Genomic DNA, 26,261 nt, shown 5'->3' with positions numbered 1-26,261 from the left:
GAGTCAGATCCAAGCTATTACTATTTATAAATCAATGTAATAACATCATTCGTCGTCTGATATTATTACAGCCGACGAATGAAATGTAACATATTATGAATGCTAATGCACAAGCCAAGATTTTAGGAGTCTAAATATACTTCTTTCATAAACATTAACTCTGATTTGTTACGTAGGCGATACGCAGACCTCCCCAGTGTTTGCCGCTAACAACTATAGGTACCGAAAGGTCGTGCATCACCTCTCCGGTGTCTCTTTTATAGGTTTGTAAAAGCATATCTTGAGTATGACTACCACAACGCTGGCCTACTCTATCCGAAAAAATACGTTTAGTGCGATTTGAAAGAATATCTACTTGTGGATCACCAGTTAACGGTTTACAAAACTTGTTGTTATGAGTTGGGACATATCCTTTTGAGTCAGTCGCGATCGCGTAAATCAATTCAGGATTCGTATCTAAAAGCTTTTCTTGAATACTTGGAAGAACAGAGTCGCAAAACTGGTCAAACGTAGTCGTATACTTAGCAGGCTCAGTATCACCAAAACGCTGATAGTTTCGGTCAAACAGTTGATCTTCTGAAATTTGACGACTTTCTATAGCCTCATTAAACGCATGTTCAATAGCCAGTTTACCGTCACTGGCAATTCGGTAAAATTTTTGATGGTCACTGCCAGTATAAAACTTAGTAAACACTTCATTGCCAGATTCCGCATTTTCCATCAATTTTTTGGATTGAGTTTTCAATGATTCCAGTTCGTTACTACAGTATTCCATACCCGATTGCATCGACAGTAAGTCACTGTGAATGGTTTGCAAACTACTTTGAGTGACTTCCGAACCACTCGTTATTGATTCAATACATGCATCAACTTCTTGCGCCATATGAGAAAGATTAACCAGCGCTGACCCTACTTCTTGTACTTCAGCCGCGCTGCGCTCTGCATCATCTGACAACGCCAATATTACTTTTTCAACTTGTTTTGATTCCTCAAGAACTCCGCGAATGATGGATGACACCTCTTCCGTACTGGATGTTGTGCGACTGGCTAAGGTTCGAACTTCTTCTGCCACAACAGCAAATCCTCTACCGTGTTCTCCTGCGCGAGCGGCTTCAATTGCCGCATTCAGTGCCAGTAGGTTCGTTTGATCCGCAATGGCATCAATTGTGTCGGCCACTTCAGAAACTTTGTTGATCAACACACCTAGCGATTCAATTTGTTTAGCCGCTTGGGTAGTACTTTCATTGATCGAATGCATGTCTTGGATACAAGTATCTAATGATTGTCGACTTTGTTCACTCTGCTCTCTCATCACAATCGCTTTTTCAGCAGCAGCTGTACCCATTTCATGATTACCACGCATGGCTTCAGCAATTTGCTCACTCTCTGAGGTAATTGATTGGATGGAGTTACTTTGCGAGTGAGCCTCTTGGTTTAATACGCCGATCGAATGATCGACCTCTGCTGAGACGATCGCATTGGCTGTCATCTCTTTTGAAAGGTGCAACGCCACCTTGTCTTCCAAAATGAGCTGATTGGTTTCCTCTTTGGTTGCCTGACTCGCCTTTTTAGTGCGACTTTGAACTATAGAAAATAAAGAAAACGCGATAACTAAAGTGAAGACGCAATATAACCCTGTAGACCAATCTATCAACGTCAACTGTGCTGAAATTAGAACAGAAATTGAAACCAATATAGATAAAACTGAGACTTGAATTATTAGTCTAGCATTTTGCATAGCCACCCCCTCAACAAACGACTACTGCTACCATATTGCGAGATATTAGAACTTGGCTCTACGACCTTAGTCTAAATATAGGGGCATATTTAAGCCTTTGTTATTATTTTGTTACCACTATCACTCATTAATTATGACCAGACCGGCGCTTGTTTGGCTCGAATTTCATTTTATTAGTAAGAAAAACAATCAGGCCTAGCGATGTAACCAAGATGAACGGAAAGCTTGGATTTACAACAACCAATTGACCGGCGATTAGAGCACCAAATGATGCAGAGCCAATTTTCATCGCCGCTATCCACATAAAAACTTGAGTCGCGCCACCAGAAGGTGCGTTTTCGCTTCGCGAGGCCAAAGTGGCGGTGAAAAAAAATGCATTGAACACACCCAGTGCGACCAGTCCCGCCCCAAAAATCACCAGATTGGCAAGTTCGAAATACATTAAGAAAGCCAAACTGAACATTATCCCGATGAGTGCAAGAGCATATCTATTCACCAAAACCAAGCTCGCGGTTCTTGACGGCCATAACATCTTAATAGTTGACCCGACCAAGTTGCCGACACCATATAAAGATATTAGGGTTCCAACCATAGCTATTGGATGCTGCCATTCGCTGATAAGGTAACTGGTAAGTATGTTCAAAGAAGCCAGCCCAAAGGAGATACAGGAGGTCAGCAATAAGGTTTGCCGCAACGCTGGCGATTGAAAAATAACATTCACCACCTGCATAATCGAATAAGATTCTCTCTCATGCGTAACCACTTTTTTGGTTGCCGGCCATGTTGCCAAGAGCCCAATGGCAACCAAACTGAACAACCCCAACATCGCTGTTGCTATGTAAATTGAATACGTTTCACTGAAATACGATAACCAAAATGGGCCAGCGGTAGCGGCAATACCGTAACTTGCGACATCGAACCCCTGGGCTCTTCTCAGTTTGCTAGAGTGGTGCTCAAGCAATGTCTTTAGTTGACTACTAATGCCTCCCATTAAATACGGGCTAGCGCAACCAATTAGCAAAAGCAATAAGATGCTAGCTAGGCTCACAGTAGATTCAAATATCCATAGAAATAGGAACAGTGAGATTGTGAATATCAAAGCCGAAATCGAAATAACTAGGCGTGGCCTATCTGTGTCATCTAACCATTTGCCAAGTAACGGTCCGAATAGATGAGGTACCGTTAGACAAAATGCGAAACTCCCGATTGATTCAGGCTGATAACCGTATTCGGACGCTAACATCACAACGGCGACAATCACACCGCTTGTCGCGGTGCGTGCCAAAGTTGCCGTTAAAAAAAACCTCACTAACAAACTCAAAAAAGAAGGATCTGCTTGAGGTTGTTGGATTAAATCGGTGTTCGCCATTTTAGGCACTCAGCTTATGCCAAATGATTTTCAATTTTTTTCTGTCTTCATCAGTTACCGGTAACAGCGGTTCTGGTAAACAGTTCCCTTCCACATAACCCGAGAACTCGGCCAATGTAGCGACGACACGAACACCACCACGATACTTGACAAACAGTTCCCAGAGAATTTCCAACTCATTCTGGTTATCCACTGTGATTTTTGCTTGTGCGGATTTAATAATCTGCTTAACGGTTTGAGGAAAAAGACCGCCCAGCACTGAGTACCACAAATCACACCCATTGTTCATAGCGTTGTAACCATAGCGATCACCACTGATACCAATGGAACAAGACTCCGGTAAGTAACGTCTAGTTTGAGCTAGCTTTGTTACCCCTCCCTCCAAAGTTTCAAAATCAAATCCCGGAATCTTAAAGGAAGCCACATTTTTTAAATTTGCTATCTCCCGATATAGTTCCAGAGAAAAGTTAAAACCTGTCGACTTGGGATTGTCATACACAACAATGGGGACATCCGACTCTTGCGACACCTTTTCAAATAACCCTAATACTTCGGCATCATCCAGTCTGTGGTAGGAATAAGGGCTCAATAAAACTGCACTTACGCCCGCGTGTTGTGCATTTTGTAAATGAGTCAACACATCTCGTGTGCACAATGCGCTAATTCCCGTAATAACCGGAACAGAGCTTGCCAACTCGACGGTTCTCTTAGCCACTTGTCGCCGCTCTTCAGCACTCAGATAAACGGCCATCCCAGTCGAACCTAATGCGCCAATCGAATCAACTTGATGTTCGACCAAGTTAGATATCAATTTTTCATAGCTAACTAAATCTGGTTTGCCGTGTTTGAAAGGAGTGACGGGGAATGCGCTAAGACCTGTAAACATTGTGAACTTCCTTTTTCCGTTAGAGTTATTCAATTCGCTCGACCAGAGTTCGAAAAAACAATACTTGATTTGAGAAGCTCATTCGGCAGCGATATTATTGTCATAGTATAAATTTAGTTTTGTCATAGGACAAAATACATATTGGCATGGGTCATAAATGACAATCAAGTACTTTGGTAGCTCCGCGCAAACTCTTTTCGACTGTGTTAGACAACTTATTGAATCTGAAGAATTGAAACCGGGAGATGCTCTTCCATCTGTGCGAGATCTCGCTGAGCAATTAGACGTTAACCGTAATACCGTGTCTTCAGCATACAAAAAGCTGGCGCAAGCAGGCCTGGTAGTCAGTCAAGGAAGATTGGGAACTAAAGTCTCTCCGAGCACATCGATTAACGAATATGAAGGGATTGCCAACACAAAACTCATTGATCTAGCTGATGGCAACCCGTTATCAGATTGGTTACCTGACTTAAACCAATTGGCGTCTCATACAAAGATGAATCAATACCTGTATGGAGAAGGTGTAGTGTTGCCCGAATTGATAGAGTTGGGCAAGAATTGGTTTTCCGAAATCGTCGAACCAGATTTCGAGTGCTTGATCAGTAACGGTACCGTGGACGCTTTAGAGCGAATATTATTTGCTCACCTTAGGCAGGGAGACAAAATCGCTATCGAAGATCCGGCCTATTTGGGTGCTGCCAATTCCATCCGAATACAAGGGTACATCCCTGTTGGGTTGCGTTGCGACGAAAATGGAATACTGCCAGATTCGTTACAGAGCGCTCTTGAGCACGGTATTAGAGCGGTTGTCGTGACACCAAGGGCACAAAATCCAAGTGAAAGTAAGGTTACCGCACATCGGATAAAAGAACTTCAAGCCGTCCTGACCAAATTTCCTCATGTCCTCATCTTGGAGGATGATCATTTTGCACTTTTGTCTCAAGGTGAGTATCAAAGCCTAATTACCCCACAAACCATGCATTTCTCGATTATTCGTTCGGTTTCGAAAGGCTTGGGTCCGGATTTTCGATTGGCGCTATCCGCGTGTGATAAACACACCTACACTAAAGTCACAAGTCGACTGGCGCCGGGTATGTCTTGGGTCAGCCGGATTGTTCAATCCATCGCTTATACTGCTCTAACCTCTGAAAGTACGAAACAACTGTTGGCAAAAGTTTCAAACGAACTTGCCGAACGAAGACAACAATTCATCGATAATTTGAATCTTGTGGGAATAACTCAAGTTCGTAGTGACGAAGGATTAAGTGCCTGGCTTAAAGTCCCAACACAAGCAGAAAACATCGTTCAAGACCTAGCGAAAAAAGGTTGGTTGGTGAAATCTGGTGATGTGTTTTTCATCGACGATGCGAATCGATATTCCGCTATCCGAATAACGATCTCCAAACTAGATAACTCAATGTCACAGCAGTTAGCGGCTGATATTGCAGAAGTATTCCAAAAATACTCCTGACAAATTTAAACATCTGACTTTCTCTGCGAAAGCAACCAAGTATAGATGTCAGGATTGCGATACGTTTCGGTCCAAGAGTCATGTTTAACACCAGGGTAAACGGTGTACTTAACTTGAGAGCCTAGCTGTCTCAAATAGTCTACGATCTCGGCCGTACATTGCCCAGGCACTACATCGTCCACTTCGCCATGGAAAGTCCAAACGGGTAAGTTCACTAAATTCTGCTTCTCTTGGTCGAGTGATTTAAAGGGAAGCAAACCACCACAGACGGGCATAATCGCGGCTAAGTAATTCGGATAACGGGTGGCAAAATGCCAAGTGCCAAAACCACCCATACTTAATCCTGTAAGGTAAACTCTGTTATGGTCAACCCGAAAACTTGCCTTAATGTGCTCAAACAACTGGTGCAAAACATCTAGTTCTAATGACCAAATTGTTTGGTCTGGACACTGCGGTGATACTGCAATAAATGGAAAGTCTTGTCCCTCATCAATCCGCTTTGGGATTCCGTGTCGCCGAACATCATCGAGTTGATTACCTCTTTCATCAAGCCCATGAAGAAACATTACTAACGGATAATGCAACTGCTCGTGGTAATCATGGGGAACATACAGCAAATAGTTAAGGCAGGAGTATGGTTTCCCGCTTACTGGTAATGCTTGAGCTTTCTGAACAGTATTTTTGAGCTGGGTCTTTACCATTGATCAAACTCCCATTTAAGAACTCCCATTTGAGAACTGTAATCTCTTCAATTTCTTGTACGTCGAGAATGCCGCCGACATTCAGGATAAACATGAGCGTTAGCGTGGTTGATAATTCCGAGATAAGCCGTATATTGACTTCTCACTTCAACAATTCAAGGTCAGCTAATGTACGAGCTTCTTATGGCAATCGAAGTCACCAATGACGACGTTTACGCACAATATCGAAAAGAAATGACACCGATCCTACAACAATACGGTGGTGGATTTCGATATGATTTCACGATTGATCAAACACTCAAATCCGATTCCAATCACCCTATTAACCGTGTATTTGCAATCTACTTCAAAGACAAAGAATCTAAAGAACAGTTTTTTACCAACCCTGATTACCTAGCCGTTAAAGAGCAGTTGTTTTCCGCATCCGTGGCTGGAGTGACATTCTTAGCCGAGTATCAGCGTTGACAAGTAAGTCCTCACCCCAATAGGATTATCACAAATATACTCAACTACGCGAGTATTAATTTGGATCGTTTCACGCAGTTTTGCCTCACTAATTAGCCTTATTATTGGTAAGCCCATGAATATTATTCTCAACACCGACTCCTACAAAGCCTCCCATTTTTTACAGTACCCACCAGGTACACAATATGTATCCAGTTATATCGAATCGCGTGGTGGAGAATTTAACGAAGGTGTATTTTTCGGTTTGCAAATGTTCTTGTTGGAATACTTGAGTAAACCAATTACCCAAGACAACATCGATGAAGCCCAAACACTGCTTGAGGCACATGGCGAGCCTTTTAATCGAGAAGGCTGGCAATACATTTTAGACAAGCACCAAGGGTATCTGCCAGTTCGAATCCAAGCACTGCCCGAAGGCAGCGTGACGCCGTCACATACTGCTCTGGTTCAAATTCAAAACACGGATCCGAAATGTGCTTGGTTAACAAGCTATCTTGAAACCGCGCTACTTAGAGCCGTCTGGTACCCAACTACCGTTGCAAGTAAATCATTTCGCTGTAAAAAAATTATTGCTGAGTACTTGGATAAAACCGCTGACTCTTTGGACGGATTGCCATTTAAGCTGCATGATTTTGGCGCGAGAGGAGCGGCGAGTAATGAAGCGGCAGCGATTGGTGGATTGGCGCACCTTCTTAGTTTTATGGGCACCGATACAGTCGCCGCTCTAGTCTATGGGAAAAAGTACTACGATACGCCTGTCGCCGGTTTTTCAATACCTGCGGCCGAACACAGTACCATCACCGCCTGGGGCAAAGATAACGAAAAAGACGCGTATCAGAACATGCTAAGCCAGTTTAGCCAGCCCGGAAAGTTGGTTGCAGTGGTCAGTGATAGCTACGACCTTTTTCACGCCATTGACCACATTTGGGGAGAAGAACTCAAAGATCAAATTATCGCCAGTGGTGGCACGCTAGTAGTCAGGCCTGACTCGGGCGATCCTGTTGAGATTGTGGCTAAAACCATCGAACGCTTGATGGCTAAATTTGGGGAACGACAAAATATCAAAGGATATAGAGTACTCCCCGACTACATTCGTGTAATTCAGGGAGATGGAATTTCAGAAAAGTCCATCACAGCAATTCTCGAGAATTTAGATAAACTGAAAATCAGTGCCGACAATTTAGCCTTTGGTATGGGTGCAGAGCTGTTGCAGAAGGTGAACAGAGACACAATGAAATTCGCTATGAAAGCTTCTGCTATTTGCATCAACAACCAGTGGCATGACGTTTACAAAGACCCAATCACGGACCCCGGCAAGACTTCTCGAAAAGGCCGACTAGCGGTAGTAAAAACCAAAGGGCATTGGTCGACGATCAGAGAGTCTGATCTTAACGACAGATCCAATCAGCTAAAAACTGTCTTTGAAAATGGCGAGCTGCTTCATCGTCTTACCCTGGAACAAATTCGCCACAACATCGATGCTTCATCTTAAACCAAATGTAAAAACCAAAAAAACGCTAAAGGTTAATCGAACCTTTAGCGTTTATTTCTAATTAGCATATTTTGATATTAGAGCTTTTGGAAATTGTCATCTAGTAGGCTTACCAAGCGAAGTTCTCCGCTGTCGTTAACACGAAATTGCCCGTATTTGGCACCGTTATAGCGAGAAGCCTCACCTTCTTCAAAGAAAAAGGCGTCCGTCCCAATCCTAATACCCCGTGGAGTCACTCGATAACTTAACAGTATCTGATTCTTTGAGAGGGTTTCAGAGTCGCCAAGCCTTTCGAAAGTAGCCAAGCTAGCGTCATTTATGTTGGCGACGATAGTATCGTGAGAAACGACTTCTGAACGTTCAACTTGGTCTTCGATTTGTCTTTCAAGCTGATAATCAAGCGCCATATAATCACCTTGCAACAATGACCTCGGGTCGACTGGGACTAATTCTAGAGAGACCAAACGTCCGTTATCTAAAATCGATTGGTTTTGCCAAATGCTCCAGTTCGCCAGCAATAATACCGCCATAACAGACGCTGCCATCCACTTCCATGCATTAGCTTTCATTCTGTACTCTTCCCGTTCGATTTGTTGCCGAGTAGCGCAAAACAACATAGCCAAAAAGTAACATTGCCAACCCACTCGAAATTAGAATGAATGATTTATCAAGCAGGCTATAACCCACAAAGTAGTAATACGCGGATGCCGACATCAGAGAAAAAACCACGCCAATGCTAAATAACTTACGATTCGATAGATAAAAACCTAACCCTAAAATCAATAAACTGGTGAACAAACCGTGCAGCTGGTAACCAACCGCAACAAGCAAAACAACTAGGATGAGATATGGCCAAAATCGTTTTGAAAGAATCCGATCTTTAAACTGGGGCGCGTTTGCTGACCCGCGATACATGATGACACCGACCACACATAAAACAATCGCAGCCTTAACCAACTGAGTCGCATCTAGCAGCCAATGATTGGTGATATTTGCGCCCCACCCCAATGAATTTGATTGAAAAATCACAGATTCAAAAATGGGCAGTAAACTTAGCGTAAAACCGTACGCGCAAGCTCGCCAATGAGACTTAAATTTGGCAAAGTACAAATCGAACAGCCAATAGACTGCTGTGACAAGTAACAAAACAGTGCTACCAATGCCCGGTAAGTTGGATTCTGCAAGTAGATATTCCAATGAGAAACCTGCGATAAATGCAAACCCAAATTTGACCATGGCGCTGGGCAATAGAATCATTTGACCAATTAACATCAGCCACCAGCATTCCAACAACCATTTTTCTGGTGCTAATTCAACAATAGAAAGCGACAAAAATACGTATCCAGAAACTCCGAGACCAACACCAAAATTTTGCAAGTAACTTGAGTTTTGGTCTCTTACCAATCCCCAAGCCGCAGACGTGAATACAACGCCAATTGTAAATACAACGGGTATGTCATCAATATCGAAGCCCATGACAAGAAAAATGATAGCGGTGATTAAAATCGCACTAACCCAGCCCGCAACACCAGCGATTATCTTTAGATACCATGGCGTTGAGATCGGCATTTCAGCGCTACTGTCTATCAACCCTTTTTGTGTTAGGTCATTCCATAACTGACGATGAGAACCTGAACCCGAGTTTGGTTTCAACCATTCATTAATCATAGAGTCCACCTTTTATGTAAAGCCATCAGGTTATTAACCGCAAATCCGGATATACCAATCAGCATGAATACGATAAAGATCCAATAACTAATTTCATCATCAACCGATATAAAACTTAAAGTACCGACTAGGTAGATGACAGAGAGCCATAGACAAGCGATTAGATAAAGCTGCTTTTGCTTGAAGCCAAACCGATACAATAGGAAAGTCCCTAGTATCCAGGTAAACGCAAATACCGTCAGATCGTAAATTACTGTGGACCGGCTGTGTTCACTTAGCGATACGTATTCATGGAATAGGATTTGTAGACCGATGGTAATCAAGGCGGTTATCGATAACACCAAGAGTTTTTCAAACCAAGGCTTAACAATATGTTGGCTTGAATCAAATACTCGAATAGACAACAACAAGGATAGAAATACCGCGTTGGATAACAAGGCTAAGCTACCTGTATCTAACAATTGCCACGGTACATAGGCTTGACCAAAAAACAGCGTAATACCTAAAGTACTTACCACTGTCCAAAGGCACAGCAACCCGCTACCGATAGTTGTAAACAATAGTGGAAGGCTGACAATAGACCACACGAAAAATAGCTGCCAAGGGTCAGCGCCAGTTTGGTAATGCTGACCAATGAGTGCAAAGAGCCCGCCAATCATTAAAAATGCAAACTGCGCACTTAGAGCAGCGAGCCACTTTTTTTGCCTAAACAGGTAAAACAAGATTGCGCTAATAACAAGCAATGACTGAACTAAAAGAGATTTGTTCAGAAAACTCCAGCCAGACCAATTTGCTGCAATAAAAAACATGACTCCAAGCGCGACAGAAATACCCCCTAAGGTTTGTAAAAGTCGCCCGATAAAAGTTTGCCAGTCGTTGGCAGTGGGTTCTTCGTATACATGATTGAGCACATCCAAGAACTTATTTGGACTAATTGCTTCACTGCTCATCCATTCGATGACTTGCTCTCGTTTATCCACGCCTCAACTCCTTACAAAAGTTGTATTTGGGTAATGTACACTGTTCAAAAATAAACCACCAAACAGATTGTGTACAGTGTTTTTTATTGAAAATTGCTAATTAATTGCGAACTCGCTCCAAACAATTGAACTAAAGCAATGAGGTAGACTAGAAACACTTTTCCGAAACAAAGACCAAGAAACAAATTCTCTGTATAAACACCCCGTCGTTCGTTAATGGTTTGCCCGTATGTTTTCACTAGAAACGCAAGATCTACGCTTAAGAGACATGCTTAATAAAGATCAACACCATTTTGTGGAGTTGACCCAAGATTGCAAATACCAACGATTTTATTCAGAGTCAGATAGTCAGCCTGAGCACTATCGGCAGTTATCTGAGGTATTTATGCAGCAAGCTAAGGATTGTCCTCGGCTCGCGTATCAATTAACCATCGCCGATAAAAAAACAGATGCATTTATGGGAGTCATTTGCTTAAGACTTGAAGACTACCATCAAGCTTCACTGGGTGCTGGATTAGCCAGAAAGTTTCAGGGCAAAGGATATATCCAGCAAGCCGGCCATGAATTGGTAGACTTTGCTTTTAATCGGTTGGCTGTGCACCGGATTTACTGTGAGACCATTAGCAAAAATATAGCAGCCGTTAATCTATGCCGACAGTTGGGGATGACAAAAGAAGGGCACTTTAAACACCACCGATTTTTCAAAAACCAGTGGTGGGATACGGTCACTTACGCTTTAACATCTGATGACTGGTCTGCAAAGGTTTCAAACAAGTAGTCGATAAGGGTTTGAACACGAACGGGGAGACTGCGATTAGGATGAACCAACCAAATGGCCTTTTCTTTGGGCTGGTATTTAGCAAGTACGACTTCTAGCGCGCCTTGCTTGATGTATTTCGCAACCTGCGCTTGAGGGGCAGCCACTAGCCCTTTTCCTGCAACTGCAGCGGCAATCTGCGCTCGCACATTGGTCACATGATAGCGACCTTGAACTCGCACCGCTTTGTCCTCACCATCAACACTAAATTCCCAGATCCCTTCGTCGCCAATGATGCAGTTGTGAGTATCCAAATCGTCTACCGTTTGAGGGATACCTTCTTGCTTTAGATAGGTAGGCGCTGCCACACACACAAACTTTTTAGTAGCAAGGGAGCGAGAGACCCACTCGCCATCGTTCATTTGAGGAGAACCAATGGCGAAATCCAATTTTCCATCAATCAAATCGGCTTCTGTATGATTAAAACTGGCTTGAATATCAATGTCGGGATACTCATCCATAAATTCTAACAAAGCCGGACAAACTCGCCTTTCGCTAAACTCACCCGCAAGCCCCAATCGAATAACCCCGGCCACTTCTCCACTTGTTGCGCTAATCCTATCGTGTGCTTCGGAAAGAGCATCAACCGCTTTTTGGCAATCCCGATAAAAGCTCCCACCTTGCGGCGTTAACGTGAGTTTGCGAGTTGAACGCAGTAATAGTGCGCATTTCAACCGTTTTTCTAGCTGAGTGACTTGCCTCGATATGTGCGCAACCGAAACACTCAGTTTTTGTGCAGCTTGCGTGAAACTGCCAGTTTCGACAACAGCGTTAAACTCTTCAATTCCTTGCCACGGGTTAGGCTTATCCATATCGGCGCGAGATCTCTTCAGATTAGGTTTTAAGGGTGAGTGTAACTATACGTTTATAATGGCAAATCACATCAAAATATCGACTAGTTTGTAGCATGACTTTCAACAATACGCTGTTGTTTTAGCACCGCTGAACGAGCCTTCTTCAATTGAGCATCAGTCAAATAAGGTTCGATTTGTTTTAATCGACTAATTTCATTATCGATCCGCTCTATCTCCTCTCGGAGTTGATCACCTTGTAAATACACCAATGCACGCTGCAACTCAGCCAATAAGACTTCAAACTGAGCAGACTTTTCTTTGTGGCCCTGAGAAGATTCAAGTGGTCTTAAGAAAGTATGCGCTGCGGTAAACAAAGCCACTGACCACGCAATAACTAAGCCGATAATCTCCATGTTTGAGAAGTGATCTTCTATGCCGGCGGCATCTGCGTTAACCGTATGCAAAGAGCCAGCGATCGCGGCTAGCAACGCAGAAGGCAGCCCCAATTGGATATGAAGTTTTCGGAATCGAGAAAAACTGTTGCGGTGAGCCAATGCCATAATTCGGCAGTCGTCTTCCATTCGAGCTATAAGGTCGGTTTTCACTATAGTTACCTAATTCTAACCATTTGTAACGTTGAATATTTTTAGAAATTATTGATTAGTCAGCATGTTATCTCAAGTAACACCTAAGGTTACATTCAAAAAGTAGACCGAGGGCAAACTAATCGCAAAAATCCGTCTAAACAAACGTGATTTCTTGTCCGAGTTCTTCTGAGATCGCAGGTGTTCTTTGTAGAAGATACTCCGCCAGACAAGCGATTTGGTCTTTTTTGCTCGTATGAGTTGGCCAAACCAAGTAATACTGATCGCCAGTTTCAAAAGCGTATTTAAATGGTAATGACAATAACTGACTTTGGATCGCCGGAAGACTGAGCAATAGGTCTCCGACTGAAACACCATGACCACTAATTGCAGCCATATTTCCCTGCTCTAGCGTGCTAAACACAGTTCCTGCCGTTATATCTAAATCCACTAATTTAGTCGCTTTTAGCCAACGTGACCAGTCACGCCGGTCGGGGGAAGGATGAAGTAAATGACAATCCGAAAGTTGCTTTTGAGCTGCCGTGAGTAACTTAGGAGAGCAGATAGGCACAAGCCACTCTTTGAACAAGGGAACGGATTTTGTGTTAGGGCCGAATTTACCGTTGCCAAGCAAAATCGCGCAGTCGAACTCTTCAACAGAAAAATCTACGCTATCGATATCCATCCAAACGCTTGAAACCTGTAACTCACTTGCACAGTTTGTATTTTGGAAACCCGCTTGATGATTGAGTAACCAACTCGTTGTTAACGTCGATGGTGCCTTAAGCCTCAAAACATGTTTTTGGCTGTTCACAGAATGACAAGCAGCATCAATCAGTGTAAAGCCTTGCTCTAACCGATGGGCAAAACCTTTAGCCAATTGTGTGGCTTTGACTCTTGGCCCAGTCCTTTCAAACAGCACTAACCCATACCAATCTTCAACAGTCTGAACATGTTTACTGATCGCGCTCGGCGTAATGTTCAACTCAATTGCTGCTCGACTAAATGATTCGAGAAATACAGCACGCTCAAAAGCCCTTAGCGCATATAAAGGAGGTTTGGCCATTGCGACTCCATTATGAATAAAACTCAACTTAAAGCTGATTATATTCCTTTTTTTGTTTACTGCATTAGGGGTGACAATAATCAAATAAACCTAAGTGACGCGATTTGGGAGAACTCTGTGGATTGGACCGTTTTTTTTACCTACCTGTTAACCACCACTTTAGTGATTGCCACTCCAGGACCAGTTGTCTTGCTGGTAATAACAACGGTTAGTAACCAATCCATTAAACAGGGGGTTAGTCTAGTTGCTGGAACCAATTTAGCGTCTATTGTCTTATTATGTCTTTGCTCAATCTTGCTAATGGGTGCATGGAGCCTATCACCCCACATAATGCCTAGTGTGGGTTTTGTAGGCTCAGTCTATTTGATAGTTATGGTCTATTCGAGTTGGCGTTCGTCCATCATAGAAAACCCAATAAATCGATCTACTACGAATAAAACTCAAACTAATATAAGACTATTTATTCGTGGCTTTGCGGTTGGAATAAGCAACCCTAAAGATTTGTTATTTTTTACCGCGCTTCTTCCGCAGTTCTGGACAATGTCCGAGTCTTACACAACCAGCATGTCAATTATGGCGGTCACTTGGGTGGTTTTGGATTGGGTGATAATGCTATTTTGGATAGCGTTTGTTCATTTTGCTCTGAGTAAAAAATTCCAGCTAGCCATTGGGCGATTCTCGAACTGGGTAATATTGATAGTTGGTTTGACCGGTCTCACCAGAAATGGCCAAGATTTATTAGCCATGATGGTTTAGCCATAAGAAGCTATCGACTTGGATATCGCGAGCAATCATTAGCACCTCATCGGCCGAATAGAGATCACGCAGTACTGTTTCTACTGTCGCACCCAGTGTTTTACGATATAGTTCTTGCGCATAATTGTCAGCGCGAGTGGTCACCAACACATGCTTGATGCTTGTTCCCTGCTCTCTTAGATATTGTTGAACTTGCTTTAAACTCTGAATGATCAGGTTGGTTGCAATCCCTTTGCCCTGCTGGCTCGACTGAACTGCCAATAGTTCCAGTTCCAACACGGCTTCTTTTCTAAATCCGCTTTTTTGTGTCCAAATAATAAACCCGACAATATTACTCTCTAGCTCAGCAACATAGATCATCGACTTGGGGTTCGAATTGAATACACAAGTCAACCAATCCAATGAACGATGCTGACGCACAAAGGCTTCTTGGTAGATTGTGGCTGTGGCAATTAGGTCTTGCTCAGTGATTGGGCGATACAGCAAAATTCGGTCCTCGTAGTTTTTTCTCGGTATTTAGAACTTAACGGAAATGGTCGCCATAATATTATCGACACGCTGAGATTGTCCGTATTTTTTTAATTGATAGCGATTCCATTCTACGTCGAGTGACCAATCATTCCAGTCTTCTGTTACTGTAAAGCCAGCGCCGTATACGTAACTAGTCCCATCGAAATCCTGAGCGTTTGTGCCATATATATCTTGCGTATTGCCGTCTACACTTAGATCCCAACGAGTTAAGCCCACTCGGGCAAACACGCCAGCGTTCTGATTGTAGGCATGAATCGCTTTAGCCGAAATCACAAACACGTCAGCATCGTACGTCACTTCGGCTTGGTCAGACCGTCTTTGGCTCTTGGTTTTGCCTAACGAAACGTAGTGTGACTCAACTGCAAAATTAGAGTGAAACTGATAGCCGCCACCTAGCTTCCAAGCAAACGCATTTTCATCTTCGACATAGCCTGCCGTGTCAGGGTGTTCAGTATAGGTATAACCTAAACCATATGAAGGATATAAACCCAATTGCTCGATGGTATTGTCGGCAAAAACCTGAGAGCTGAGCACCAACAAAACACTGCCAGCCAGTCTGAATAAGAATTTCATAGTTCGAAATAGGTGAGGTTACGGTATGTGGTATTGCAACACGAAGTCTGTGCAGTGGCGTAGTAAATTCAAAAGTAAATGCGAGCAGTGGCATAAAAACCAAGGCCGATAAATATGCGTCTTAATGCAAATTTTTGACTCCAAAAGTTGGGATTTTGATATGCAACCATTAGAATCTTGCGCTTCAAAAACATACAAACTAATTAGGTGATTTTTGTGAAAGGGATGGCGGCAAAAATGACGGGGACTCTATCGGAGAAACTCGATAACAAAGATCTTAAAAGCTCTGGATTTTGGTTGAGCCAAGTATTTATGGTGGTTTCAACAATATTTGGGGTTTATTTAGCGGCTCAAGCAGGTCTTCATCAGGCTTTGCTATTTGATACCTATTCAAAAATGGAAGACAACTATTACTTGCGAGTATCTCTACATGATGAGTTGCAAGACAACACGCTACTGCTGCAGGACTATGTCGATAATTATTTGAGCAAAAACCGTCCTCAAGGCGAGCTCAAAGACAATCTGCCTAAGTTAGACAAATTCGTTTGGGAAACCATGAAGCGCAGCCCAACCACGCTCGAAACTCCGAGTGTTTTCTTGACCGACGCTAGACGTTTTTATCGGGATACAGAACAACTACTCGAAAGAGCCTTGGCGAAAAGACTTGGCGCCAAATATGCCGCTGGAGAAATTCAGAAGATACTAGACAAGATGAACAACACTACGCTCCCTACACTGAAAAACAGTGCCGAGAGTTTACAATCTCAATTGGCGGATAACGGTGTCCACATTGGCAGTATCAAAGGTTCTTAACCATGACTAAAAAATGCCCCAAGTGTGCAGGTGCACCTCTGAAGCCAACAAAATACCAAGGAGAAACTATTGATGTTTGCTGTCAATGCGGTGGTCTTTGGTTTGAAAAAAACGAAGTAAATCGGTTAATCGAAGAGGTTAACGATGGTCCAGTCGGTGAATGCTTCACTGAGCACTTTGGTGAACACCTAGGTGAAACCGATCTTAAATGCCCAAGTTGTCGCGAACCCATGCAAGCTCACCACTTACTTAAAGACTACCGTCATGAAATCGATGTCTGTCGCTCATGTGACGGCACGTGGATTGACAAAGATGAACTGGTGGCGGTCGAGAAAAGCCCAGAATTGAGAGAAACACTCGATCGGCTCAATAAGAAAATTTCTTGGAAGACCTACTTGTTCCAGTTCCTGACGCAAATGCCAGTCGAGTACAACGTTAAACCGAAAATCACACCTTGGGTGACTTGGTCTCTCATCGCACTCAATATCCTCATTTTTGTTGGCTACGCCTTTAATGATGATGCATTTTTCTGGATGTTAGACCACTTTGCCATGACGCCTATGGAAATCAGTGAAGGTCGAGAATGGTGGACGTTAGTCACTGCAACTTTTTTACATGGTGGCTGGCTACACTTAGCAGGCAATATGTATTTCTTGTATGTGGTTGGAGACAATATTGAAAGCGCAGTTGGACACAAAAAATACCTGTTGCTCTATCTAGCCTGTGGCGTTCTCGCGTCAATGGTAAGCTGGCTATCTGACCTTTCAGGAGCCATCCCATCGGTTGGGGCTAGCGGCGCAATTGCCGGCTTCTTTGCCATTTATTTAATGTGGTTTAGACACGCCAGCCTCACCTTTATGTTCATCGTTTTTCAAAAGAAAATCTCTCCCATGTGGTTCTTTGCTATCTGGTTAATCATTAACTTTGTCGGCATGGCCAACCAAGAGCAAGGCGTGGACTTTATGGCTCACATTGGAGGATTTTTTGCGGGCCTAGCGATTGGATTTGCTATGCTCAACAAGGTATTGGACCAAAACCCGATGATAAACCTACTTCGGCAAGATGTAGTCAATATTCAACGTTAGAGCGAAGCCTATTGCTGAAGCAAACCTGAAAGCAAAACCTGCACTTCTTTTTTGGCTTCAACCAGCCTAGATTCTCTATCTGGGCTGGTTGCAATCAATACAGCTAACTCCATAAGCCCACCATTTATGAATTGCGCCTGTAAAGTCGGATTAATAGGTTTCACTTTGCCACTTGCGACTAAGATTTCTAGTTGGTCGGCCAAATTGACAACACACGCCTTGCGCATATTGTGCAATAGGTCTGGATCAAGCACCGAAGGCGCATCTCGCAGCATAATTCGTTGAACATCAGGTTCCGTTACGCGATCAAGATACAAGTAACACCGTTCAATGAGTTTATCCCAACTGTCTTTGTTGGTTCTACTAATCTCTGAAAGCTCATGACCGAGTTCTTGATCAATTTGCTCGAGTACCGCTTGGAACAGGCCTTTTTTATTGCCGAACTGATGATGCAAAGCACCACGAGTGAGGCCAATTTGCGCGGTTAAGTCATCCATTACTGTTGCGCTAAAGCCAATGGTTCCAAACAATTTTCGGGCAGTTGCAATCAGCTTTAGGCGAGTTTGTTCCATTTGAGCTTCGCGGCTGGAGGGCGTTTTCATCTGATTCTATTAATTTTTTCAAAAAACGGTTGCTTCTTATAACTCACATACGTAGTGTATGTCAAAAATCACACATACGCGGCGTATGTTAAAAACAACAAGGATTGGCTATGGTTTATCGACAATTATTCAAACCAGCGGGTACATTCGCATTTTCGTTTTCTGGCTTTATCGCAAGAATGCCGATATCGATGACATCGATTGGCATTATTACCATGTTGTCCGAGCTGCAAAAAAGCTATTGGCTTGCAGGCAGTGTGGCTGCGGTTTTTGTGTTTAGCACTGCCTTGTTTGGCCCCCAGGTGTCTAAGCTTGTTGATAAGCGTGGCCAAAGCAAGATACTGCCTTGGGCAACGGTAATCAGTACCCTTAGTATTTTATTGCTTCTTGCAGCGACTTACTTAGATTGGGCAGACTGGACATTGTTTGTGTTTGCTGCTGGTGGTGGATGTATGCCAAACATGGCCGCGCTAGTGCGAGCTCGCTGGACAGCAATTTATAAAAACAGTCCCATGCTACATACCGCCTACTCGTTTGAATCCGTCATCGACGAGATTTGCTTTATCATTGGGCCGCCAATTGCCGTTGGACTCAGCGTGGCATTGTTTCCACAAGCCGGCCCACTGGCATCGACCGTGTTTCTCGTAGCCGGTGTATTCGCTTTTACGATGCAAAAAGCCACCGAGCCTGCAGTAGTCAAAGAGCAAAATCATGCCAAAGGCTCCGCTTTGTCATCGCCGCCACTAAGAGTTCTCGTGTTCAGTCTGATATCACTCGGCACAATTGTAGGTGCGGTCGATATCATTAGCGTTGCGTTTGCAAAGCTTGAGGGTAACCCAGCTTCCGCCAGCATTGTTTTGTCTGTCTATGCTCTGGGCTCTTGCTTGGCGGGTTTGGTATTCGGCACCTTAAAACTCGTCATGCCACTGCAAAAACAGTTTGTGATTGCCTCTTTGTTTACCGCGTTAACTACCCTGCCATTGTTATTTGTAGACAGTATTCCCGGCTTATCCGTTAGCGTATTTTTCGCCGGACTGTTTTTTGCGCCAACCATGATTATCGGCATGGGGCTAGTCGAGCAGAACGTCGACGAATCTAAGCTAACAGAAGGATTAACATGGATGAATACGGGTTTGGGTGTCGGTGCGGGAATCGGCGCTGCGATCGCAGGATGGCTTATCAATGACTTCGGTATCACCTATAGCTTCTATCTCACTTTGTTCGCAGGCTGGATGGTACTGCTACTCGCCTATTGTTTGTCAGCCATGCTAGGCCAAAAGCCAGAAGCTATTTCGACAGCTGGCTAAACTCCTTTACCTAGTGCACAACTAAAAAACGCACCCGATGGTGCGTTTTGAATGGTAAATCTGGTTGATTAAGCTGTTAATGTGCATTGATAACAATTGGACAGTTCATTAGATGAAAGGCTCAATCCATTCGGGTAATAAAGGTTTTATCTTGGTCGACAAACGCCACATACCCACCGTGATAGATAAACACTCTACCCCGCCCCTCTACAAGGCAGGCAAGTTGCGGGTTTAGGTCTTCTTCGATGTCTTTGCTTTGAAAAGTGCCCGTATCGGTGACAACTCCCGTAAACGAAGGCAAATAGCCATAACAGCGCTTAGCTTGGTCAATCAAACTCAACTCACTAGCAGTCGAGAAACACGAGGGTATCCTTCCTGCGTCTTCGATAAATAGGGTTTTGAATTCTTCAAAAGCGGTAATCACCAGCCAGTCGATACCGTTAACATGATGGATAAACATTGAATATCTCGGTCATTCGAATCGCAGAATTTTACCACTGTCGGTATTGATTGTGAAAAGAAGTGGCTGACTGAGATTGTTTACGGACGGTCTACAACCTAAGTCAGTCAGAAAGCAAAAAGAGAGTCAGCACTTTTGCTGTGGAAAACGAGCATTCGGTCAAATCTATTGCTGACAAAAAATTCTAACAGTTGGCTCTTGGTAATTCGGAAGTGTCCCAAAGTTTGTTAGAGAATCAAATTATTAAGAGTCACTCATATGCTTCTATCACTAATAAACGAACTGACAAATCAATCGGTTGAAGTGGTAAAGCCGCTAAATGATAGAGAAGCTATACCTCTCAGTAAACTATGCTCAAATTTTACTGTTTGGTTGGAAGTGTGCTTAAGTGCCTGTAGCTGGTGGATAAAGAGAACTAGCTCAAATAAAGAGCTTAGACGTGACAAAATGAGAGCGTAGTGGCATAAGAGTGCGATATAATCCTTCTGTTAGTTGAGGGATTAGTGAATGTTAAATAACGAAATATATGAAGTACCTACGAACAGACGCTACTGGATGGTTAGGTCTAGTGGTGGTCACTACTACAACCACTTCACTTCCAATAACTGTATTGGTATTGGCCATCTGAATGTACTGGATTTGGAGTCTAAGTCAGCAGGGGAGTTCTATAGCACTGAAGCTGACCTAAGGCATGCACTGAGACAGAAAGGCTTTGAGAAGAAGCGCTTTGATAAGTACAACAGACAACTAAAGCAAGCATCAAAGTTCATCCATGAAATGGCTATCGGTGACTGGATTATTACGGTTGGTCAAGCTGGCTACAGATACGGTGTAATCACTAGTAAAGCATACATAGACCGTGAGCCTGTAGTACTAAAGGGTGAAGCTCGTGGCTATAGAGGCGATGCTGATATGCACCTACGTAGGGATGTAAATTGGGGTCCTGTAATCCGCAGAGAACATGTACCGTATGGTCTAGCTCAGGCACTTCGAGCAAGGCAGACGGTTACTTGTCTTGATGACCATTGGCAAGCATTGTGTCATACAATTTACCCTGCTTTTGCCCAAGGTGAAGAACTGTATTTATCAGTTAAAATAGGTACAGATAACCCTATTAGTAGTTATTCGATTGGTACATTGTTGACTCTGTACAGTGAGATAGAAGTGCTCGCGAAAGAGGTGGATAATACCTTTAAAAACATGGATTACAATGCAGAAGCATTTGATGCTCTGTTTAAGCAATATCTGAATTTGGGGCAGTTAACTGTAACTAACAAAGCAGCATACCACTCTCAGGGTGATGTTTGGTTGAAAGTTGCAGCTAAACACAAGCATTGGTTCCACATACTTATGCTATCAACAGTGCTACTTGGCAATGATGTGGCTGGAGTAAACGGTATTATCCCTGATGAAATTCAGCAGAAACTTTGGGAAATGGCGATAGACAGACTTACTACACATGATGCTACCGAGCAATTAGAGAAGCTTGATTTAGGTGTACCTAAGTTCCAAACCGGAGAGCTTGAAGTGCCTGTTGAGCGAGAGGTTCCTGAGCCTAGAAATATGAATCAAAAAGCCTAGCTTTACAGAAAGGAGCACGTCTGGAAAGTGTATATACGGCCACGTATCGAGAGTGCGAATCCATTAAAGATGGTTGAAATAACCTCATTTTTCTTTTCTGGCAGATTAGTCGCTAACTCATGATTGTCCAGAACTTATCTAGGTGTTTCTAAACTAAAACGAAATTATTGAAGCAGTCTCACCAGCTAATTGTTCTTCCCACTTTGAGACTCCAGAAAGTGTTAGGCAAAACTAAAAAAAAAAACGCACCCGAAGGTGCGTTTAGCTATCAATTATCGACTATTCCCAATCGAGGATGACTTTACCGGAAGCCCCGCTGCGCATAGCGTCGAAGCCTTTTTGGAAGTCATCTATTTTGAAATGGTGAGTGATGATTGGTGTTAAGTCTAAGCCTGACTGGATTAGCGATGCCATCTTGTACCAAGTCTCGAACATTTCACGACCGTAAATGCCCTTAATCACTAAGCCTTTGAAGATTACTTGGTTCCAATCTATCGCCATATCTGATGGTGGAATACCTAGAAGTGCAATTCTGCCACCGTGGTTCATGGTTTCTAACATGCTGCTAAAGGCGGCTTGCACGCCTGACATTTCAAGGCCAACATCAAAGCCCTCTGTCATACCCAGTTCAGCCATCACATCTTCAAGCTTTTGGTCAGCAACGTTAACCGCGCGAGTCACGCCCATTTTGCGTGCCAGCTCAAGACGGTATTCGTTCACATCGGTAATTACCACATGGCGAGCGCCTACGTGTTTGGCAACTGCCGCAGCCATAATGCCAATTGGACCAGCTCCGGTAATTAGGACATCTTCGCCCACAAGGTCAAAAGACAGTGCCGTGTGTACCGCGTTACCAAATGGGTCAAAGATAGAAGCGAGGTCGTCTGAGATACCGTCAGGAATTTTAAATGCATTAAAGGCCGGTAACACGAGATACTCAGAGAAAGAACCGGTGCGGTTCACCCCTACCCCTTCGGTATTTCGGCATAAGTGAGTACGGCCGCCGCGACAGTTTCGGCAATGACCACAAGTGATGTGCCCTTCGCCAGAAACGCGATCGCCAATTTCAAAGCCTCTCACTTCTTGGCCAATACCAACCACTTCGCCAACGTATTCATGGCCCACTACCATAGGAACAGGTATGGTTTTTTGTGACCATTCATCCCAATTGTAGATATGAACGTCAGTGCCACAAATGGCGGTTTTTTTAATGCGAATGAGCAAGTCATTGTGGCCAATTTCAGGCTTGTCGACTTCGGTCATCCAAATCCCTGGTTCAGCCTTTAACTTTGAAAGTGCTTTAATTTTCATTATTTGATCACTCCCATGTCTTTACCTACCTGAATAAAGGTATCGATCGCTTGATCAAGCTGCTCTCTTGAATGAGCCGCTGACATCTGGGTTCGAATTCTCGCTTGGCCTTTTGGTACTACAGGGAAAGAAAAACCAACCACATAGATGTCTTTCTCTAAGCAGCGCTCTGCAAATTCAGCCGCAACTTTGGCATCACCGAGCATGATTGGAATGATGGCGTGATCCGCACCCGCTAGCGTAAAGCCAGCCTCACTCATACGCGCGCGAAAATGCTCGGCGTTTTGCCATAGGCGGTCACGTAACTCGCCACTTTCCGCAAGCAAATCTAATACGCGAATCGAAGCTTGCACGATAGCCGGCGCAACGGAATTCGAGAATAGATATGGACGAGAGCGTTGACGCAGCCAGTCAATCACTTCTTTTTTACCAGAGGTATATCCGCCCGAAGCGCCGCCTAGTGCTTTGCCCAGTGTGCCGGTAATAATGTCGATTCTGTCCACTACGTTATGGTATTCAGGGGTACCCGCGCCCGTTTCACCCATAAAGCCAACCGCATGGGAATCATCCACCATCACTAATGCGTTGTACTTATCAGCCAAATCACAAATCGCTGGCAGGTTCGCGACCACGCCATCCATAGAGAACACGCCGTCGGTTACGATCAGCTTATGGCGAACACCTGCGTTATCGGCATCAATCAAACATTGCTCAAGTTCGGCCATATTGTTGTTGGCGTAACGGAATCGCTTAGCCTTACACAAGCGAACGCCATCAATAATCGACGCATGATTTAGCGCATCAGAAATAATCGCATCTTCGGCGCTCAGGATGGTTTCGAACAAACCGGCATTGGCATCAAAACAAGAGGTGTAAAGAATCGTATCTTCTTTACCTAAAAACGCTGAAAGCTTGCCTTCTAGCTCTTTGTGGATGTCTTGAGTTCCGCAAATGAAACGGACTGAGGCCATACCAAAACCATGACTATCCATGCCCTCCTGGCCGGCTTTAATCAGCTCAGAGTGATTGGCTAATCCTAAGTAATTGTTGGCACAAAAGTTTAACACCGTCGCACCATTGGTGATTTTTACATCAGCACTTTGCTGAGAAGTGATAACTCGCTCGGATTTATACAGTCCTTCTGACTGTACCTCATCAAGCTGCTCTTGAATTTGTCGATAGAAAGCTGAAGTCATTGAGTTTTCTTCCAGTGTCTTGGTTTTGTTTGTTTCACAAACGGATATTTATAGTTTTGTCTGTTAATAACCAAGTGTAATGGAAGCCAGGCAGAAGCATTATCTAGGAGGTAGGAAAAACATTAGTGACTGAAATTCATAAATAGATTGCTCAATGTAAGTAGCTGTTAACAAAGCAACAAATTAAGTAAACAAAACGACATACGCCTCACAAAGTTTTTATTGATAATTTCTATATTAAATCAGTTGTATTATAAAGGCGTAAATTTATAAAAAATCTAATAAATTCAAGGCCAAACACTATGAAGAGTTTATCAATAGGGCAAAAAACCACTCTCCCCATCATTGGGATTATTCTGGTTTTCTTGATATCAACTGGTGTCTCCATCTTCCAAGGTAACAAGCAACACGATCTTAACTTTCAACTCAACCAACTGGTTCAACCAACGTTGGACGACTTAGAAGATGCCTATCGCGACTATTACCAAATTATTGTCGCGGGTGGAGGTTTAGCCTCTGCACGAAACGACAAAGAAAGAGAGCTACATATTTTCGACTATGTTGATAATTCAGATGAAATTATCAATCGTGTCGAATCGACTTATAACTTGATCGAAGCGGGTATTCTCCCCGAAAGTAAACGCGCTCCGGTCGTAGCGTTAGTTGAAAAAACAGAATCATGGTTGGCACTGTATCAACAGATGTTTGATCAGCCTAAAAAAGCGAGCATGTTGTTCCTTACCCATCAAAGAGACATGATGACTCTGTTTGGAGAAATTAGAGCAAACCTAACGGTTGTGCGAGACACCATTGCTGATGAGCAAGCAGTCTTGAGAGAGCAAGTCGAAGCTGCCAACCAATCATCAAAAATCACAGGTTTGATTTCTTTAGTTATTGCTTTTGCCACAGGTATAGTCGCGTTTTGGTCTAATAGACAATTTGTGGTCAAACCAATTGTAAGCATTCGCCGCGCAATGGCCGACATAGCTGAAGGTGAAGCTGACTTAACACGTCGAATAGAAGTTTCAAACAAAGATGAACTGGGGCAACTTGCGACGTCTTTTAACCAATTTATAGACCGTATTCATAACACTGTAGGTTCTGTTATCCAATCAACCGCATCGGTCAAAGACGATACGGTAAACATCCAATCCATGACCCAAGAGATTGCTACCTTTGCTCAACAGCAACAAAGCGAGGGTGATGCTGTCGCCACCTCGGTTGATGAAATGCGAGCAACCAGTGAAAGTGTCAGCGAGAATGCGAAAGACGCGGCATTGAGTAGTGATCAAGCGGCTGATGAAACCCGCCAGACTCACCAAGTGATTGAGAAAACCGGTGATGCAATTCGTGTGTTATCTCAAGACATTGACACTGCCAGCGGTGTGATTCATCAGTTAGACAATGACGTTAATAACATCGCCTCTGTGCTCGATGTTATCCAAGGTGTTGCTGAACAAACTAACCTGCTTGCCCTTAACGCAGCTATTGAAGCAGCTCGAGCTGGCGAACAAGGGCGAGGTTTTGCAGTCGTTGCCGATGAAGTTCGTTCACTTGCGAGCCGCACACAAGAGAGTACTGGTGAAATCCAAAATATGATCGATAAGCTGCAAGCCGGCGCCAAACAGGCGGTCAGCGTGATGGAAAGCAGTAAATCCAACAGTGAAGAAACACTTCAAATGGCAACCTCCGCGCTAGATTCACTGAGTGTTATTCGACGCTCCATTGAACAGATGAACCAAATGAATACGGAAATTGCAGCCGCGGCAGAGCAACAGTCTCAGGTTAGTTGCGAGGTTAACCAAAACGTACAGAGCATTGCCAATAACACCCATCAAATGGCGGATATGGTTGTTGAAGCAAACCGAGCTTGTGACAATCTATCAAGCCAGTGTCGTTCGCTAGATGATTTAGTGGCTGAATTTAAGGTCTAGACTGAAGCCAAATTTGCAAGAGCCTCGATTAGAGGCTCTTTTTGTTGGTTCATTTGGGGCTTTCATATCGGAATCCGTTAT

At 43.6% G+C, this 26,261-nt stretch carries 26 protein-coding genes; 10 read left to right on the top strand and 16 right to left on the bottom strand.

Annotated features, from left to right (window positions below; all coding sequences use genetic code 11):
* Nucleotides 1-154 precede the first annotated feature (154 nt).
* The 3 genes from ACXAFJ_RS18510 to ACXAFJ_RS18500 all read right to left on the bottom strand — a co-directional run bounded on the left by ACXAFJ_RS18510 (nucleotide 155) and on the right by ACXAFJ_RS18500 (nucleotide 3,993).
* Nucleotides 155-1,738, bottom strand: a complete 1,584-nt coding sequence (locus ACXAFJ_RS18510) for a methyl-accepting chemotaxis protein (RefSeq protein ID WP_475325475.1) — start codon at nucleotides 1,736-1,738, stop codon at nucleotides 155-157.
* Between the two features lie 127 nt (nucleotides 1,739-1,865).
* The gene (locus ACXAFJ_RS18505) at nucleotides 1,866-3,107 is read right to left on the bottom strand and encodes an MFS transporter (protein WP_475325474.1); all 1,242 of its coding nucleotides are present in this window, start codon (nucleotides 3,105-3,107) and stop codon (nucleotides 1,866-1,868) included.
* A gap of 1 nt (nucleotide 3,108) precedes the next feature.
* The gene (locus ACXAFJ_RS18500; protein ID WP_475325473.1) at nucleotides 3,109-3,993 is read right to left on the bottom strand and encodes a dihydrodipicolinate synthase family protein; all 885 of its coding nucleotides are present in this window, start codon (nucleotides 3,991-3,993) and stop codon (nucleotides 3,109-3,111) included.
* Nucleotides 3,994-4,150: 157 nt separating this feature from the next.
* Between ACXAFJ_RS18500 and ACXAFJ_RS18495 the strand changes: the two genes are divergently transcribed.
* On the top strand, nucleotides 4,151-5,464 hold the full coding sequence (locus ACXAFJ_RS18495) for an aminotransferase class I/II-fold pyridoxal phosphate-dependent enzyme (RefSeq protein ID WP_475325471.1): 1,314 nt from the start codon (nucleotides 4,151-4,153) through the stop codon (nucleotides 5,462-5,464).
* A gap of 5 nt (nucleotides 5,465-5,469) precedes the next feature.
* Here ACXAFJ_RS18495 and ACXAFJ_RS18490 read toward each other — a convergent pair whose 3' ends face one another.
* The gene (locus ACXAFJ_RS18490; protein WP_475325470.1) at nucleotides 5,470-6,165 is read right to left on the bottom strand and encodes a carboxylesterase family protein; all 696 of its coding nucleotides are present in this window, start codon (nucleotides 6,163-6,165) and stop codon (nucleotides 5,470-5,472) included.
* 168 nt (nucleotides 6,166-6,333) lie between these two features.
* Here ACXAFJ_RS18490 and ACXAFJ_RS18485 point away from each other — a divergent pair, with 168 nt between their 5' ends.
* Together ACXAFJ_RS18485 and ACXAFJ_RS18480 are read left to right on the top strand one after the other, a co-directional pair.
* Nucleotides 6,334-6,630: a DUF1330 domain-containing protein gene (locus tag ACXAFJ_RS18485; protein WP_475325469.1), complete on the top strand. Its 297-nt coding sequence runs from the start codon at nucleotides 6,334-6,336 to the stop codon at nucleotides 6,628-6,630.
* Nucleotides 6,631-6,745: 115 nt separating this feature from the next.
* On the top strand, nucleotides 6,746-8,122 hold the full coding sequence (locus tag ACXAFJ_RS18480) for a nicotinate phosphoribosyltransferase (protein ID WP_475325467.1): 1,377 nt from the start codon (nucleotides 6,746-6,748) through the stop codon (nucleotides 8,120-8,122).
* A gap of 77 nt (nucleotides 8,123-8,199) precedes the next feature.
* On the opposite strand, the gene ACXAFJ_RS18475 is transcribed toward ACXAFJ_RS18480, so the two are convergent.
* The 3 genes from ACXAFJ_RS18475 to ACXAFJ_RS18465 are packed head-to-tail and all read right to left on the bottom strand — an operon-like array spanning nucleotide 8,200 to nucleotide 10,770.
* Nucleotides 8,200-8,691 carry a GDYXXLXY domain-containing protein gene (locus ACXAFJ_RS18475; protein WP_475325466.1) on the bottom strand — a complete coding sequence of 164 codons (492 nt, stop codon included), beginning with the start codon at nucleotides 8,689-8,691 and terminating at the stop codon, nucleotides 8,200-8,202.
* A complete protein-coding gene (locus ACXAFJ_RS18470; protein ID WP_475325465.1) occupies nucleotides 8,681-9,790 on the bottom strand; it encodes a DUF4401 domain-containing protein in 1,110 nt (369 codons plus the stop codon). Before ACXAFJ_RS18470 ends, ACXAFJ_RS18475 begins: the two co-directional genes overlap by 11 nt.
* On the bottom strand, nucleotides 9,787-10,770 hold the full coding sequence (locus tag ACXAFJ_RS18465; protein WP_475325463.1) for a DUF2157 domain-containing protein: 984 nt from the start codon (nucleotides 10,768-10,770) through the stop codon (nucleotides 9,787-9,789). Before ACXAFJ_RS18465 ends, ACXAFJ_RS18470 begins: the two co-directional genes overlap by 4 nt.
* A 229-nt stretch (nucleotides 10,771-10,999) precedes the next feature.
* On the opposite strand from ACXAFJ_RS18465, the gene ACXAFJ_RS18460 reads away from it, so the two are divergent.
* Nucleotides 11,000-11,548 (top strand): GNAT family N-acetyltransferase, encoded by a 549-nt coding sequence (locus tag ACXAFJ_RS18460; protein WP_475325461.1) that lies wholly within the window; start codon nucleotides 11,000-11,002, stop codon nucleotides 11,546-11,548.
* On the opposite strand, the gene ACXAFJ_RS18455 is transcribed toward ACXAFJ_RS18460, so the two are convergent.
* The 3 genes from ACXAFJ_RS18455 to ACXAFJ_RS18445 all read right to left on the bottom strand — a co-directional run bounded on the left by ACXAFJ_RS18455 (nucleotide 11,500) and on the right by ACXAFJ_RS18445 (nucleotide 14,031).
* A complete protein-coding gene (locus tag ACXAFJ_RS18455; protein WP_475325459.1) occupies nucleotides 11,500-12,399 on the bottom strand; it encodes a LysR family transcriptional regulator in 900 nt (299 codons plus the stop codon). The two genes, ACXAFJ_RS18460 and ACXAFJ_RS18455, sit on opposite strands and share 49 nt — an antisense overlap.
* A gap of 83 nt (nucleotides 12,400-12,482) precedes the next feature.
* The gene (locus ACXAFJ_RS18450) at nucleotides 12,483-12,986 is read right to left on the bottom strand and encodes an SLATT domain-containing protein (protein WP_475325458.1); all 504 of its coding nucleotides are present in this window, start codon (nucleotides 12,984-12,986) and stop codon (nucleotides 12,483-12,485) included.
* Nucleotides 12,987-13,122: 136 nt separating this feature from the next.
* Nucleotides 13,123-14,031 (bottom strand): LysR family transcriptional regulator, encoded by a 909-nt coding sequence (locus tag ACXAFJ_RS18445; protein WP_475325456.1) that lies wholly within the window; start codon nucleotides 14,029-14,031, stop codon nucleotides 13,123-13,125.
* A 117-nt stretch (nucleotides 14,032-14,148) separates the two neighbouring features.
* Between ACXAFJ_RS18445 and ACXAFJ_RS18440 the strand changes: the two genes are divergently transcribed.
* Entirely contained in the window at nucleotides 14,149-14,787 is a 639-nt protein-coding gene (locus tag ACXAFJ_RS18440; RefSeq protein WP_475325454.1) for a LysE family translocator, read from the top strand.
* Here ACXAFJ_RS18440 and ACXAFJ_RS18435 read toward each other — a convergent pair.
* Complete coding sequence (locus ACXAFJ_RS18435; RefSeq protein ID WP_475325795.1) at nucleotides 14,770-15,258, bottom strand: GNAT family N-acetyltransferase; 489 nt, start codon at nucleotides 15,256-15,258, stop codon at nucleotides 14,770-14,772. The genes ACXAFJ_RS18440 and ACXAFJ_RS18435 overlap by 18 nt on opposite strands.
* Before the next feature lie 45 nt (nucleotides 15,259-15,303).
* The gene (locus ACXAFJ_RS18430) at nucleotides 15,304-15,891 is read right to left on the bottom strand and encodes an outer membrane beta-barrel protein (protein WP_475325453.1); all 588 of its coding nucleotides are present in this window, start codon (nucleotides 15,889-15,891) and stop codon (nucleotides 15,304-15,306) included.
* Between the two features lie 225 nt (nucleotides 15,892-16,116).
* Between ACXAFJ_RS18430 and ACXAFJ_RS18425 the strand changes: the two genes are divergently transcribed.
* Complete coding sequence (locus ACXAFJ_RS18425; protein WP_475325794.1) at nucleotides 16,117-16,704, top strand: hypothetical protein; 588 nt, start codon at nucleotides 16,117-16,119, stop codon at nucleotides 16,702-16,704.
* Nucleotides 16,705-16,706: 2 nt separating this feature from the next.
* Nucleotides 16,707-17,789, top strand: coding sequence for a rhomboid family intramembrane serine protease (locus ACXAFJ_RS18420; RefSeq protein ID WP_475325452.1), 1,083 nt, complete (start codon nucleotides 16,707-16,709; stop codon nucleotides 17,787-17,789).
* Between the two features lie 8 nt (nucleotides 17,790-17,797).
* On the opposite strand, the gene ACXAFJ_RS18415 is transcribed toward ACXAFJ_RS18420, so the two are convergent.
* Nucleotides 17,798-18,391, bottom strand: coding sequence for a TetR/AcrR family transcriptional regulator (locus ACXAFJ_RS18415; RefSeq protein ID WP_475325450.1), 594 nt, complete (start codon nucleotides 18,389-18,391; stop codon nucleotides 17,798-17,800).
* 110 nt (nucleotides 18,392-18,501) lie between these two features.
* Here ACXAFJ_RS18415 and ACXAFJ_RS18410 point away from each other — a divergent pair, with 110 nt between their 5' ends.
* Nucleotides 18,502-19,698: an MFS transporter gene (locus tag ACXAFJ_RS18410; protein WP_475325449.1), complete on the top strand. Its 1,197-nt coding sequence runs from the start codon at nucleotides 18,502-18,504 to the stop codon at nucleotides 19,696-19,698.
* 121 nt (nucleotides 19,699-19,819) lie between these two features.
* On the opposite strand, the gene ACXAFJ_RS18405 is transcribed toward ACXAFJ_RS18410, so the two are convergent.
* On the bottom strand, nucleotides 19,820-20,158 hold the full coding sequence (locus tag ACXAFJ_RS18405) for a cytosolic protein (RefSeq protein ID WP_475325447.1): 339 nt from the start codon (nucleotides 20,156-20,158) through the stop codon (nucleotides 19,820-19,822).
* A 507-nt stretch (nucleotides 20,159-20,665) separates the two neighbouring features.
* Here ACXAFJ_RS18405 and ACXAFJ_RS18400 point away from each other — a divergent pair.
* Nucleotides 20,666-21,739: a hypothetical protein gene (locus tag ACXAFJ_RS18400; RefSeq protein WP_475325446.1), complete on the top strand. Its 1,074-nt coding sequence runs from the start codon at nucleotides 20,666-20,668 to the stop codon at nucleotides 21,737-21,739.
* A gap of 279 nt (nucleotides 21,740-22,018) precedes the next feature.
* Here ACXAFJ_RS18400 and tdh read toward each other — a convergent pair whose 3' ends face one another.
* Together tdh and ACXAFJ_RS18390 are read right to left on the bottom strand one after the other, a co-directional pair.
* Nucleotides 22,019-23,050: an L-threonine 3-dehydrogenase gene (gene tdh, locus ACXAFJ_RS18395; RefSeq protein ID WP_475325444.1), complete on the bottom strand. Its 1,032-nt coding sequence runs from the start codon at nucleotides 23,048-23,050 to the stop codon at nucleotides 22,019-22,021.
* Nucleotides 23,050-24,246, bottom strand: coding sequence for a glycine C-acetyltransferase (locus tag ACXAFJ_RS18390; RefSeq protein ID WP_475325443.1), 1,197 nt, complete (start codon nucleotides 24,244-24,246; stop codon nucleotides 23,050-23,052). Before ACXAFJ_RS18390 ends, tdh begins: the two co-directional genes overlap by 1 nt.
* Before the next feature lie 302 nt (nucleotides 24,247-24,548).
* Between ACXAFJ_RS18390 and ACXAFJ_RS18385 the strand changes: the two genes are divergently transcribed.
* On the top strand, nucleotides 24,549-26,180 hold the full coding sequence (locus ACXAFJ_RS18385) for a methyl-accepting chemotaxis protein (protein WP_475325441.1): 1,632 nt from the start codon (nucleotides 24,549-24,551) through the stop codon (nucleotides 26,178-26,180).
* The last annotated feature ends 81 nt before the right edge of the window (nucleotides 26,181-26,261 follow it).

Source organism: Vibrio sp. ABH4_348 (assembly GCF_056159765.1).
The sequence above is the reverse complement of the archived record's forward strand: the minus strand, read 5'-3'. Positions and strand labels throughout refer to the sequence as shown.

Coding starts and splice junctions, on each gene's coding strand:
- ACXAFJ_RS18485 (WP_475325469.1), top strand. CDS start 6,334: ATGTACGAGCTTCTTATGGCAATCGAAGTCACCAATGACGACGTTTAC.
- tdh (WP_475325444.1), bottom strand. CDS start 23,050: ATGAAAATTAAAGCACTTTCAAAGTTAAAGGCTGAACCAGGGATTTGG.
- ACXAFJ_RS18420 (WP_475325452.1), top strand. CDS start 16,707: ATGACTAAAAAATGCCCCAAGTGTGCAGGTGCACCTCTGAAGCCAACA.
- ACXAFJ_RS18505 (WP_475325474.1), bottom strand. CDS start 3,107: ATGGCGAACACCGATTTAATCCAACAACCTCAAGCAGATCCTTCTTTT.
- ACXAFJ_RS18455 (WP_475325459.1), bottom strand. CDS start 12,399: ATGGATAAGCCTAACCCGTGGCAAGGAATTGAAGAGTTTAACGCTGTT.
- ACXAFJ_RS18385 (WP_475325441.1), top strand. CDS start 24,549: ATGAAGAGTTTATCAATAGGGCAAAAAACCACTCTCCCCATCATTGGG.
- ACXAFJ_RS18495 (WP_475325471.1), top strand. CDS start 4,151: ATGACAATCAAGTACTTTGGTAGCTCCGCGCAAACTCTTTTCGACTGT.
- ACXAFJ_RS18460 (WP_475325461.1), top strand. CDS start 11,000: ATGTTTTCACTAGAAACGCAAGATCTACGCTTAAGAGACATGCTTAAT.
- ACXAFJ_RS18475 (WP_475325466.1), bottom strand. CDS start 8,691: ATGAAAGCTAATGCATGGAAGTGGATGGCAGCGTCTGTTATGGCGGTA.
- ACXAFJ_RS18400 (WP_475325446.1), top strand. CDS start 20,666: ATGTTAAATAACGAAATATATGAAGTACCTACGAACAGACGCTACTGG.
- ACXAFJ_RS18410 (WP_475325449.1), top strand. CDS start 18,502: ATGGTTTATCGACAATTATTCAAACCAGCGGGTACATTCGCATTTTCG.
- ACXAFJ_RS18500 (WP_475325473.1), bottom strand. CDS start 3,993: ATGTTTACAGGTCTTAGCGCATTCCCCGTCACTCCTTTCAAACACGGC.
- ACXAFJ_RS18510 (WP_475325475.1), bottom strand. CDS start 1,738: ATGCAAAATGCTAGACTAATAATTCAAGTCTCAGTTTTATCTATATTG.
- ACXAFJ_RS18480 (WP_475325467.1), top strand. CDS start 6,746: ATGAATATTATTCTCAACACCGACTCCTACAAAGCCTCCCATTTTTTA.
- ACXAFJ_RS18490 (WP_475325470.1), bottom strand. CDS start 6,165: ATGGTAAAGACCCAGCTCAAAAATACTGTTCAGAAAGCTCAAGCATTA.
- ACXAFJ_RS18425 (WP_475325794.1), top strand. CDS start 16,117: ATGGCGGCAAAAATGACGGGGACTCTATCGGAGAAACTCGATAACAAA.
- ACXAFJ_RS18405 (WP_475325447.1), bottom strand. CDS start 20,158: ATGTTTATCCATCATGTTAACGGTATCGACTGGCTGGTGATTACCGCT.
- ACXAFJ_RS18415 (WP_475325450.1), bottom strand. CDS start 18,391: ATGAAAACGCCCTCCAGCCGCGAAGCTCAAATGGAACAAACTCGCCTA.
- ACXAFJ_RS18445 (WP_475325456.1), bottom strand. CDS start 14,031: ATGGCCAAACCTCCTTTATATGCGCTAAGGGCTTTTGAGCGTGCTGTA.
- ACXAFJ_RS18430 (WP_475325453.1), bottom strand. CDS start 15,891: ATGAAATTCTTATTCAGACTGGCTGGCAGTGTTTTGTTGGTGCTCAGC.
- ACXAFJ_RS18390 (WP_475325443.1), bottom strand. CDS start 24,246: ATGACTTCAGCTTTCTATCGACAAATTCAAGAGCAGCTTGATGAGGTA.
- ACXAFJ_RS18470 (WP_475325465.1), bottom strand. CDS start 9,790: ATGATTAATGAATGGTTGAAACCAAACTCGGGTTCAGGTTCTCATCGT.